Origin of the sequence: Pseudomonas sp. Irchel s3a18, from assembly GCF_900187535.1 — a bacterium.
Lineage (GTDB): Bacteria > Pseudomonadota > Gammaproteobacteria > Pseudomonadales > Pseudomonadaceae > Aquipseudomonas.
Map to the genome: position 1 here is coordinate 1 of NZ_FYDV01000003.1, position 11,977 is coordinate 11,977.

Consider the following 11,977-nt stretch of genomic DNA (forward strand, 5'->3'; position numbering starts at 1 on the left):
GAGCATTGGAACCACCTGATCCCATCCCGAACTCAGCAGTGAAACGATGCATCGCCGATGGTAGTGTGGGGTTTCCCCATGTGAGAGTAGGTCATCGTCAAGATTAAATTCCGAAACCCCTATCTGCATCTGCAGGTAGGGGTTTTGTTTTTGTGCGCGAAAAAGTTGGCACAGTCCGTTCCGGGTACTTACGCCTGCTTCCCTGCCTCCCCCTACGTTTGAAGCGCGGACCTGTGGCACTTGCCAGTCGCTTGACGTTAACGTAAACATAAGCGCTGGCGCCGATTGTCCATGGCGCAGGTTTTGCTTGAGGGAAGGGGTGTCCGGGTTATCGGGCAAACTTCCCTTTACTGCCTTCTGAACCGGGTGTAGACATTTCCCCAGGACTTGCGTGGTTCGTCGCGAGTGAGGACATGGCCCCGTGAGCGGCTGGGCGGATCGATCCGGAGCGCTTGATGACCCTTATAAAAACAATAACCCCAGAGCTGCAACACGAAGCCCGGTTGGCCCGGGAAAAACTTCACCTTGAAGGCGAAGTCCCCAATGGGGTGTTGCGCGCCGAAATCGATGCGTCATGGCGGCGCAGTCTCAGCCATGGCGTGCACTTCAACAGCAAACACGAACTGACGCTGGAGTCGAGCGCCAGCCTGGAAGTGTTGCTGGCGAGCAATCGCCTGCTGATCGATGCGGCGATGCCGGCCATTGATTACCTGGCCGAGCGTCAGGGCAAGGAAGGGCTGATTATCCTCGCCAACTCCGATGCGACCATTCTCGCCGTCGAAGGACGCGCCGACCGTCTCAAGGGCAGCGGCCTGCAAGACATCACCCTCGGTGCCTGCTGGAGCGAAGCCGCTCGCGGCACCAATGCGCTGGGCACTGCGCTGGTGGAAGCGCGGCCAACCCTGATCGATTGTGGTGAACACTACCTCGACCGCCTCACCGATTTTTCCTGCACTTCGGTGCCGATTCACTGCCCGCAAGGCGATATTCTCGGCGTCCTCGACCTGACCCGCGAAGGCCCGCTGGGACGGGTGCATGACAGCACCGCGCTGCTGGCCATGGCGGTCAGCCAGATTGAGAGTCGGGTGTTCAACGCAAGCTTCCCCGATCAGATCGTCCTGGCCTTTCATAGCCGACGCCAATACCTCGAGTCGCCTTGGCAGGGGTTGTTGGCCGTGAGCCTGGGCGGGCAGATCCTGGCGGTCAGCGCCCAGGCCTGCCAGTTGCTCAACGCCGAGCGCTCGGCCCTGGTCGGCCATCGATGCGAAGAGTTTCTAGGGGTCGATGGCCTGCAGTTGCTGTCGCGCCTGCAACAGGGGGGGATCGGCAGCCTGCAAACCGCCAAGGGCGAATTCTTCTACAAGACGCTGCGCGCGCCGCAACGCTCGATCAACGTCAGCACACCGCCGCGCAGCGTCGCAAAAACCACCAAGGCTGCTCCCGATCTCGATGCCCTGGCCGGGAGCAATACGCGCTATGCCCGTGCATTGCACATGGCCCGCCAAGGCCTGGCCAATGAGTTGCCGGTGTTGCTGTTGGGGGAGACCGGCACCGGCAAGGAAGTCATTGCCCGGGCGCTGCACATGGCCGGCAGTCGTTGTGACAAACCCTTTGTCGCGGTCAATTGTGCGGCGATCCCGGAAGGGCTGATCGAGTCCGAATTGTTCGGTTATCGCGAAGGCGCCTTCACCGGCTCGCGACGGGGCGGGATGATCGGTCGCCTGCAACAGGCCCACGGCGGCACGCTGTTCCTCGATGAAATCGGCGACATGCCCCTGGCATTGCAAGCGCGCCTGCTGCGAGTGCTGCAGGACCGCAAGGTCGCGCCCCTGGGGGCGGGCGAAGAACAGGACATCGACGTCGCGCTGATTTGCGCCACGCACCGCGACCTTAAGCGCCTGGTGGAGGACAAACAGTTTCGCGAAGACCTGTTCTACCGGGTCAATGGCATCAGCGTCATGTTGCCGGCCTTGCGCGAGCGCGACGACTTCAGTGAGCTGGTGACGCGTTTGCTGACCCGGCTCGACGCTCCGGCGGTGACGCTCAAGGACGAGCTGAGCAACCTGCTCGGCGGTTACCATTGGCCGGGCAACATCCGCCAACTGGAGATGGTACTGCGTACCGCGCTGGCCATGCGCGAGCCCGGTGAAACCGTACTGAGCCTGGAGCATTTGCCCGACAGCATGCTCGACGAGCTCAATGCGGCAGAGCGCTCGCCCGGCGGCAGTATCCGTGAGAACGAACTGGAGCTGATTCGCCAGTCCCTCGACAGTCACCAGGGCAATGTTTCGGCCGCCGCCGATGCCCTGGGTATCAGTCGTGCGACCTTGTACCGCAAGCTCAAGCAGTTGCGCAGCTGATGCGCCGCTTGATTGTCAGGCTGGTCGACAGTCCCGACCCGCAAGCGCTGGACACGGCCCTGGCGTGGCTCTACGGTTTCGTGCGTCCGCATCGGCTGGCCATCGCCGGGCTGCTGGGGCTGTCGGTGTGCGCCTCGCTGCTGGTGTTGGTGCAGCCCTGGTTGACCAAGCTGCTGATCGACGATGGCTTGCTGGCCCGGGATTTCTCCATGCTGGTGTTGATCGCCGGGTTGATGATCGTCGCCGGGCTCCTGGGTACCGCGCTGTCGGGGATCAATCGCTACCTGCACACGCGTCTGTCCGGACGGATCCTGTTTGCCTTGCGTGACGACCTTTATCGGCACCTGCAGAGCTTGTCGCCGGGTTTCTACGGACAACGAAGGATCGGTGACTTGATGTCGCGCCTGGACGGTGACGTCGCGGAGATCCAGCGTTTTGCCGTCGACTCCCTGTTCTCGGCGGTCTCCAGCGTCATCGGCCTGGTGTGTGCAGTGGCCATGTTGCTGACCTTGTCCTGGAAGCTGTCATTGCTGGCGCTGGTCCTGATTCCGCTGGACGTGCTCTGGCTGCGCTGGATGCGGCGCAAGGTCGAGCGTGATGTGCGCCGGTTGCGCGAGCGTTCGGCGGACATGTCCTCGTTCATGGTCGAAACCCTGCCGGTGATGAAGTTCATCCAGTCCGCCGGTCAGCAGCAACGCGAAGCCCGGCGTCTGGAAACCCTGGGCCAGGGCTATATGAGCCAGTTGTTGCGTCTGCAAGTCACCGAGTTTTTCACCCAGGCAGTCCCCGGTACATTGACCTCGTTGTCGCGGGCCTGTGCCTTTCTCATCGGTGGTTACTGGGTGGTGCAGGGCACCTGGCAGCTAGGCGCCCTGATTGCCTTTTCCACCTACCTGGGGATGGCGGTCGGCCCCGTGCAAAGCCTGCTCGGCTTGTACGTGGCGATCCAGCGGATGACCGTCAGCCTCGGCCGGGTGATGGAGTTGCGCGGCGAACAACCGACCGTCACCACGCCGCTTGTGCCACGACCGATGCCGGACAGTGGTGAGCTGCGATTCGACAACCTGTACTTCAGCTATCCCGGTCGCCCGTCCACCCTGCGCGGTATCGAGGCGCGGATTCCCTACGGCATGAAGGTCGCCCTGAGTGGTGGTTCCGGTGTCGGCAAATCGACCCTGATCGACCTGCTACAACGCCATCACGATCCACAGTCCGGCCGTGTGCTGCTGGGGGATGTCGACCTGCGGGAGCTGGACCTGTTCCAGCTGCGACAGCGCATTGCCGTGGTCAGCCAGGACATCGTGCTGTTTCGAGGCAGCCTGGCCGATAACCTGGCGTACGCCGTGCCGGATGCCAGTCGCGAAGCCGTGGCTGAAGTGGCGCGACTGGCCCAGCTCGACAGCCTGATCGCCACGCTGCCTGAAGGACTCGACAGCCCCTTGGGCGAACGTGGCCAGCAGTTGTCCGGTGGGCAGAAACAACGGATTGCCATCGCCCGCGCCTTGTTGCAGGACCCGCTGATCCTGGTGCTCGACGAGGCCACCTCGGCAGTCGACGAGGCCACGGAACGGGACGTGATCGAGGCCATCGACCGACTGTTTGCCGGGCGCACTCGTATCCTCATCAGTCATCGCCCCTCGACCCTGGCCGATGCCGACCTGCGCTTTGAATTGTTCGATGGCGTGCTCATGCCTGTGCAGGTGCAGCATGAAGCCTGAACTGAGGATCGGTGTCGTCGACAGCGGCCACTCGGTTGCGCAACGGCCGCGGGTGAGCGTTGGGCGGCGGTTCTACCTGGTGGACGAGGGTGTGGCCGATGACGCCTTGCGTGATGACCCGATCGGCCATGGCAGTGCCGTGGTCGAGGCCATCAGCCAGCGCGCGGCTTCTGCCCGCTTGTGCGTGGCCCAGGTGTTCGACCAGCGCGGGGTGACCAGCGCCCTGCAAATCGCTACGGCCATCGATTGGCTGGTGACGCAGGACGTGCGGGTGATCAACCTCAGTCTGGGCTTGCGCCAGGACCGCAGCTTGCTGCGTGAAGCCTGCTCGGCGGCAGTCGCCCGTGGTGTGCTGCTGTGTGCATCGAGTCCGGCGCAAGGCGAGGGCGTGTACCCGGCGAGCTATCCGCAGGTGTTGCGGGTGACCGGTGATGCGCGTTGCAGTGAGCAGCAGTGGTCGTGGCTGAACAGCCAGCAGGCCGATTTCGCCGCCTGTGTACGGGGCACCTATGCCGGGCAGTCCGGTGCCAGCCTGGGCTGTGCGGCGTTGACCGGGCATATCGCCAGCTTCCTCGGCGAGCACCGCGATGCCAGCAATGCCCAGGTGCTGCAATGGCTGCGTGACAATGCCCACTATCGCGGCCCTGAGCGACGAGCGTGGACATGAGCGATGTGCTGATTCTTGGTGCTGGACCCGCGGGTTCGGCGGTGGCCCTGGGGTTGCGACGCATGGGCTATGGGGTGACCCTGGTCAGCGACTGGCGGCGGTTCGCAGCACTGGAAGGTGTCTCGCAACGGGTGCTTGAGGCCTTGCGCGGTGCTGGTCTGCATCAGGCGCTGGCCGACGCCACGCTGCCGTCCCAACGCCGGGTGTCATGGAACGGCCTGCAGCATGCACAAAACATCGAATACCTGTTGGACCGGCCGCGCTTCGATCAAGGCCTGCGTGAAGACCTGCAGCGGGCCGGCGTCGAGTTGATCGAAGGCCGCGTGCTGGCGGTTCACTCCGATGCGTCAGGCCATCGGGTCGAGGTCGAGGGGCATGGCCAACAGTACAGCGGGTTTCTGGTGGAGGCGCGTGGTCGTCAGGCGCCGGCACTCGGCAAAGGCCGGCGCGGGCCGGAAACCGTCAGCTTGCTCAATCGCTGGCAAGGCGCGCCCGGCAGCACCGCCAGTGCGGTGCAAAGCCTGGAGGACGGTTGGGCCTGGATGGCGCGACGGGCCGATGGCCAATGCTATTGGCAGTTGACGGTGGATGTGGCCAGCGCCGAGTTGCCCGCCAAGGCCCAGTTACTCGACTACTGTCGGCAACGCCGCCAAGGCTCGGCACTGGCCGCTGAACTGTTCGGTTCGGCGGCTGAAAACGATCTGCATCTACATGCCCGCAGTAGCACCGCGATTCTCCATCCGCAGCTATGTGGCGACAACTGGATTCGGGTGGGCGATGCGGCCATGGCGGTGGATCCGCTGTCAGGCAACGGTATCTTTCAGTCCCTGTCGTCGGCCTTGCAGGCACCCGTGGTGATCAACACGCTGCTGCGCAAACCCGAACGGGCGGCGCTGGCCCGGCGTTTTCACCAGCAACGGGTCGAGCAATTGTTTTTACGTTTCGCGCGCATTGGCCGGGATTTCTATGCCGATGAGCTGCGCTGGCCGCAGCACCCGTTCTGGCAGGCGCGCCGCCAATGGCCGGACAGCGAAGTCGCGCACAAGGCGGCGGATTTCTCGACCTTGAGCATCGGGCACGCTCCAGTGTTGCGCGATGGGTTTGTCGACGAGGCCGAGGTGGTGATCACTGCCGATCAACCCTTGGGCATCTGGCATGTGCAAGGGGTGGAGCTGGCGCCGCTGGTGCGCCGCTTGCGTACCCAACCCACCGAGCAGGTGCTGGCGGGGTTGACTGTGGAGCAAGGGCGTAGGGTGCGCAGCTGGTTGTTGGCACAGGGCTTCAAGCCCTGATGTGCCTATTCACGCATGCCGCTCAACCAGACGTGACCGCAGTCTTTGTGGCAAGCTCGCTCGCCACAGACCAGGACAGGCGCTCCCCCATCAATCCACTGTGAGAGAGCGCCACCCATCACAGCTTGATCAACACCGACTTCAATTCGGTGTAATGCTCGATCGCCGCGTAGCCCATCTCCCGGCCCACGCCGGACATTTTGTAACCCCCGAACGGCAACGCCGGGTCCAGGGCGCTGTGGCAGTTGACCCAGACCGAGCCTGACTTGATCCGTGGAATCATCCGGTGCACCGCCGCCAGGTCGTTGGACCAGATACTCGCCCCCAGGCCATAGGGACTGTCGTTGGCCATGCGCACGGCATCGGCTTCGTCATCGAAGGGAATCGCCACCAGCACCGGGCCGAAGATCTCTTCCTGCACCAGTGAGTGCTGTTGATCGACGTCGACAATCACCGTCGGCTTGACGAAGAACCCCGGGCCGAATTGCTCACCGCCGCAGGCAATGGTCGCACCGCTTTGACGGCCCATTTCGATGTAGTTGTACACCCGTTCCTGTTGCCGGGCGGAGATCAGCGGGCCCATTTCCACACTCGAATCCAGGCCGTTACCCAGCTTCATGGCGTTGGCGATGCCGGCGATGTCGGCCACCACATTGTCGAAATGCTTGCGCTGCACATAAAGCCGGGAGCCAGCGCAGCAGACCTGGCCCTGGTTGAAGAAAATCGCACTGGCCGCACCCGCTGCGGCGCTGTTGAGGTCAGCGTCGGCCATGACGATGGTCGGTGACTTGCCGCCCAGTTCCAGGGTGACCCGGGTCATGGAGTCCATGGCAATCTTGCCGATCTGTTTACCCACGGCGGTGGAACCGGTGAAGGTCAACTTGTCCACCAACGGATTGTGGGTCAGGGCGGAGCCCGCAGTGATGCCGGTGCCGGTGACCACGTTGAACACGCCGCTGGGGTAGCCGGCTTCCAGCACCAGTTCAGCGAGTTTGAGGGCAGTCAGCGGGGTTTCATCCGCCGGCTTCAGTACCACGGTGCAGCCGGTGGCCAGGGCCGGGCCGAGTTTCCAGCAGGCCAGCAGCAACGGGAAGTTCCAGGCGACGATGGCACCGACCACACCGACGGCTTCACGGCGGATGAAGCTGTGGAACTGATCGTCGGGCATCAGCGGCAACGACACCTCGACGCTGGAACCTTCGATCTTGGTCGCCCACCCGGCCATGTAGCGCAGGAAGTCGATGGACAGTTGTACGTCCATCACCTGCGCCACCGCTGCGCTTTTGCCGTTGTTCAGGCATTCCAGTTGCGCCAGGATCTCTGCGTCGCGCTGCATCAGGTCGGCGAGTTTCCACAGCAGGTTCTGCCGCTCGCGAGGGCGGGTGCGGGTCCAGGCCGAATCGTCGAAGGCGTGGCGGGCGGCAAGCACGGCACGGTCGACATCCTCCGGCGTGGCCTTGGGCACCACGCACAGCACGTCGCCGGTGGCCGGGTTGTGCAGGGGCATGGTCTGGCCGTCGGCGGCCTCGACCCATTCGGCGCCAATCAGCATGCGCGGGGCGCGTTGGATAAAGGCGGTGGTGGCGGGGAGCGGGGTTGCAATAGCCATGACAGAATCTCTTGTTGTGCGTGAGGCGAGGGCTTTCGCAACCCCTGTGCCAGTTTTTGCTGGCGCTTAAGTTGATGATTCCAGTTGTTTTTATCTGGCGTAGTGGGAATACGTCGGATACAAGCTGTCGCAAATTGCGAATGCCTTGAGACAAGTCCGGCCTGAACTTATACGGCGTGGGTTCTTGGTAAGGGGCACCCCTTTCAAGATTTTTGCACTTTGGCCGCCTTCTTGAGTACTCGATCCGTCGACACATGAGCATGCGCCGCCTTGCCCTCTGATCATCAAGCTGAAGCGCATGACTGGGAAAGTGTTGAACATTCAGTGTTCCTTTTTTGCCCCGCCGTAGGGCCGGCTCTCGTGCGCAGATGGAGCTAGCTCCAAAAGAGCGACAATCCGGCCATACCTGACCCACTATATTCATAGTGATGCGAAAGTTAACAAGATTAAAAAATAATTGCTGTAGGAAATGTCCTGAAATCAATTCGGATATTCAATTATTTAGATGGTCGCAACGTTAATGGCAGGGACATTGAAAGTGCTGTCGAGTCAATGTCTCCCCTGTGCCGCCCCATAGGCTGGGGATGTCTACAGTGCCGAGGGCCGTCCATATGCATTGGGAGTCAGTGCCATAGTTGGTACATATACTAACCATAAAAATGGTCTGAGCCGATCACCCATCAGGCAATTGCTCAGGCCTAGTATGTTTTGTGCTTTGAAGACCCGTGAGCGAGTTAGCAATGGTCGGTATCGAGCTTGGTAAGTACTCCTTTCACGTGCGAGGCCAGAATGTATCGGCTCTCGAGAGGTGGTTGTGTGGTAATTGACTTTCTGCGATATGAAAAAAAATCTTGACATGAAAAAAAGATTAATATTTTATGTGTCCCATAACTTTTCAAGTGGGTTGAGAAGTTAACCAGTGGAAATGGATGTATTGGCATTGTTTAGCGCTGCGTTGCGCCAGACTCATAAGGATATGTTTATGTTTATATTTTTGACCCTCTTCGCTCCGGCTATTGATTGGCGCCCTGGATATGCTCGCAGGCTGAGTCCGTAAGTCTGCACCTTGCGTCTTTGCCAAATTTTGCTTGGCGTTAAGCTCGTTATTCTTTACAGATAGTGTGTGGCGCCGCTTGCTTGGCGGCAGATACACCAGAATTTTATCCAGTGATTGTGATTGCTTTCAATACGCCATTGATCGGGTGTTTGAAATCTAATATTCCATTAAGTTAATTGGGGGGTGTTGCTGTGTCGGAGCGCATTAAAGTAGTCATTTCTGGGGCCGATCGTGTAGCGCATAGCTATATTTCTAAATTAAATCCCTCGCGTTATGAGGTGGATTTGATTCCCGAGTCGCTTCCTGATCAAGCACGTGTTATTTCCGTCATCACTGACGCGCACATCTACATTCATGCCGGTGAGGAGATACTGACAGAAGCGATCTTGCAGCATGCTGAGAAATTGAAGCTAGTGGCATGCCTGGCTTCTGGTGCCGAGCACTTGGTCGATATCGATGCGGCTGATCGTTTGGGTATCGCAGTTACCAATACTCCAGGCTTGAAAGTGATGTACGAAGCCATGGGTGAGTTTCTGCTGGGATTGGTAATTGCCTTGCGCCGAAAGTTGATTTACTTCCACACAGAGCAAAAAAACGGTCGCTTACACGAAACGGACACCCCGCTGCTCAAGGATGCGGTGATCGGTATCATCGGCATGGGTAAGGTCGGTTCTCGAGTGTCGAGGATGATGCACGATGCGTTCAAGTCCAGGATTGTCTACACCTCCAACTCGCAAAAGCCAGATATAGAGCGCGATACGCAGGCGCAACGACTGTCGCTGGAAGCCTTGCTGGAAACAAGTGATGTGGTGATTCTGGCGTGCCCTTACAACGACTCTACACTGGGCTTCATCGCAGAGCATGAGCTTTCCCTGATGAAGCCCACGGCGATCCTGATCAATACGTCAGCGTCCTCTCTAGTTGATGGCCAGGCGGTCTACAAGGCCCTTCTCGAGCAGAAAATTGCCGGTGCCGCGTTCGACGACAAGAACTGGAATGCTCCGCCGCTTATCAAGAATGGCAAGACGATCAACATGCCGATCGCGATGCTCGACCTGCCGGATGATCGCTTCATCTGTACGCCCTATGTAGGTGCTATGACCTCGGAAGTGTGGGATGAGATGGCGAGTGTGGCCATCGGTTCGGTTCTGCACTTCATCGAGCATGGTTCTGACAGGAATCTTTATAACCGGAACCTGGACACGACCAGGCATGCCCAACGCTCGGGCTCTGGTTCGCCGTTTGCCGCAATACTGGAAGGCTGAGCCTGGGTGGAAGCTGTATGAGCGACGATTTAACGCAAATACGTCTCCGGCAGGCGCTGCAGGGGCATGAGTCGGTCGAACTGCTTTTTCCTGGTGAGCCTGGTTACGATGAAGGGCGTCAGGTCTACAACAGGATTCACGACCTGCACCCCTTGCTCATTGTGCGCACCCTCAACCGTGCGGCGATTAGAGCAATGCTTGAGGTGGTTGCCGATAACCAGCTTGAACTCGCCATCCGTGGTGGCGGGCACCATATTGCCGGGTTTGGTTCGACCGAAGGCGGTGTGTTGCTCGATTTCTCTGGGTTCAACGGCGTACAAATCGATGCGTTTCAGGGCATCGCCAGGGTTCAGCCTGGTGCCCGTTTGAGGGATCTGGACGCGACATTGTGCCCTCAGGGATATGTCGTGCCGACCGGGACCGTCAGCGATACCGGGATTGCCGGGCTGACTCTTGGTGGCGGTATCGGTTGGTTTGTCGGAACTCTGGGGTTTACTTGCGACAACCTGGTAGGCGCCGACGTGATGCTCGCCAGTGGCGAGGTCGTCAGAGCCGAGGACCCGCAGCACCAGGATCTGCTATGGGGCCTTCGCGGAGGCGGGGGCAATTTTGGCGTTGTGCTGGAGTTTCGGTATCGCCTATCGAAGCTGCCCAACGTTTACTGTGGTTCGATCACGGTTACGACACCGGAGATTCCCCGGGTGCTTATGCAACTGGGGGATTACATGGAGCATGTTTGTCCACCGAATCTGGTGCTGGCTCCTATCTTCACACCCGGCGTGGATAGCGAGCACTGCGTTTTATCGATTGACTTTTGTCTCAGCGATTATCTGGACATCGATGCCATCAGAGCGTTGGAAACCGCGCTGAATCTTGTGGGTAGCCATCGGTTCGTAACGGATGATTTCCGAACCTGGCAAGCCTGGTTCGACGACAGGTTCCAACCACCGATGAGGGGGTACTGGAAGTCGATTTGCCTGGATGATTTTACCAGCAGCACCATGGATGCATTGCTAACCGCAGCGTCCAGCATGCCAGGTAAGCGATGCAGCATTACGATCGAACATCTGAACAAATCGCGACGTTCGGCAATACCTGGCGATTCCGTTTTCCCGCTCAAGTCGAGAGGCTATGGCATTCTGTTTTCTGCCCGGTGGGTTGAAACCCAGGACGATAAAGTTTTTGTGCACTGGGTTAGAGCTGCTGCGCTGGAAGCCACGGGTAGTGATGGAGTCGCTGCGTATTCCAACTACTCTTTTGCCGACAGCTCGTTACGTACGTCGTTGTTCGGTAGCGATAGTGAGCGCTTGCTCGAGGTCAAGAAACGGTACGACAAGGATAATATGCTTAGGCGCAACCACAATATTAGCGCGAGCAAAGAGGGTACCACCCACTCAGCTGATTAATGGTGAGGGGAGGGAGTATCAGGTGGCTCGGGCACCCACTAATTAAGTAGGTAGTCGTAAGCCAGAGCCTTACTTTCTTTCACCCTTTTGCCCGGGCGCAGCGGTTTTGCGCTGGGGAAGCAAGACAGATAAATGGGGGAGAATGCCCGGTGGCTTGGGCGCCAACTACTTAAGTTGGTAGTCGTGAGTTCGAGTCTCACTCTCCTCCACCATTTTTGCCCGGGTGCAGCGGTTTTGCGCTGGGGAAGCAAGGCAGATAAATGGGGGAGAATGCCCGGTGGCTTGGGCGCCAACTACTTAAGTTGGTAGTCGTGAGTTCGAGTCTCACTCTCTTCCACCATTTTTGCCCGGATGCAGCGGTTTTGCGTTGGGGAAGCAAGGCAGATAAATGGGGGAGAATGCCCGGTGGCTTGGGCGCCAACTACTTAAGTTGGTGGTCGTGAGTTCGAGTCTCACTCTCTTCCACCATTTTTGCCCGGGCGCAGCGGTTTTGCGCAGGGGAAAGCAAGGCAGATAAATGGGGGAGAATGCCCGGTGGCTTGGGCGCCAACTATTTAAGTTGGTAGTCGTGAGTTCGAGTCTCACTCTCTTCCACCAGTTACC

Annotated in this window: 7 protein-coding genes, 4 tRNA genes and 1 rRNA gene; 11 read left to right on the forward strand and 1 reads right to left on the reverse strand. The window is 59.5% G+C overall.

Going from position 1 to position 11,977, the window contains the following annotated elements:
• The 5 genes from rrf to CKW29_RS05300 form a co-directional block, all read left to right on the forward strand.
• Positions 1–103: ribosomal RNA gene (rrf, locus tag CKW29_RS05280) — 5S ribosomal RNA — on the forward strand; the annotation flags it as partial.
• 352 nt (positions 104–455) lie between these two features.
• Positions 456–2,360, forward strand: a complete 1,905-nt coding sequence (locus tag CKW29_RS05285) for a sigma-54-dependent Fis family transcriptional regulator (RefSeq protein WP_095147274.1) — start codon at positions 456–458, stop codon at positions 2,358–2,360.
• Positions 2,360–4,078: an ABC transporter ATP-binding protein gene (locus CKW29_RS05290; RefSeq protein WP_095147275.1), complete on the forward strand. Its 1,719-nt coding sequence runs from the start codon at positions 2,360–2,362 to the stop codon at positions 4,076–4,078. Before CKW29_RS05285 ends, CKW29_RS05290 begins: the two co-directional genes overlap by 1 nt.
• Positions 4,068–4,745, forward strand: coding sequence for a S8 family serine peptidase (locus CKW29_RS05295; protein WP_095148019.1), 678 nt, complete (start codon positions 4,068–4,070; stop codon positions 4,743–4,745). Before CKW29_RS05290 ends, CKW29_RS05295 begins: the two co-directional genes overlap by 11 nt.
• Positions 4,742–6,037: an NAD(P)/FAD-dependent oxidoreductase gene (locus CKW29_RS05300; RefSeq protein ID WP_095148020.1), complete on the forward strand. Its 1,296-nt coding sequence runs from the start codon at positions 4,742–4,744 to the stop codon at positions 6,035–6,037. The genes CKW29_RS05295 and CKW29_RS05300 overlap by 4 nt, the downstream gene beginning before the upstream one ends.
• Before the next feature lie 118 nt (positions 6,038–6,155).
• Here the strand turns inward: CKW29_RS05300 and CKW29_RS05305 are convergent, their stop codons facing one another.
• Entirely contained in the window at positions 6,156–7,646 is a 1,491-nt protein-coding gene (locus CKW29_RS05305) for an aldehyde dehydrogenase (protein ID WP_095147278.1), read from the reverse strand.
• A gap of 1,248 nt (positions 7,647–8,894) precedes the next feature.
• Here CKW29_RS05305 and CKW29_RS05310 point away from each other — a divergent pair.
• From CKW29_RS05310 to CKW29_RS05335, 6 genes are all read left to right on the forward strand, one after another.
• On the forward strand, positions 8,895–9,968 hold the full coding sequence (locus tag CKW29_RS05310) for a 2-hydroxyacid dehydrogenase (protein WP_095147306.1): 1,074 nt from the start codon (positions 8,895–8,897) through the stop codon (positions 9,966–9,968).
• 17 nt (positions 9,969–9,985) lie between these two features.
• Positions 9,986–11,374, forward strand: coding sequence for an FAD-binding protein (locus CKW29_RS05315; RefSeq protein ID WP_095147279.1), 1,389 nt, complete (start codon positions 9,986–9,988; stop codon positions 11,372–11,374).
• Positions 11,375–11,508: 134 nt separating this feature from the next.
• Positions 11,509–11,586: transfer RNA gene (locus CKW29_RS05320), tRNA-Lys, on the forward strand.
• 51 nt (positions 11,587–11,637) lie between these two features.
• Positions 11,638–11,710: transfer RNA gene (locus tag CKW29_RS05325), tRNA-Lys, on the forward strand.
• A 55-nt stretch (positions 11,711–11,765) separates the two neighbouring features.
• Positions 11,766–11,838: transfer RNA gene (locus CKW29_RS05330), tRNA-Lys, on the forward strand.
• Between the two features lie 56 nt (positions 11,839–11,894).
• Positions 11,895–11,967: transfer RNA gene (locus tag CKW29_RS05335), tRNA-Lys, on the forward strand.
• Positions 11,968–11,977 lie beyond the last annotated feature (10 nt).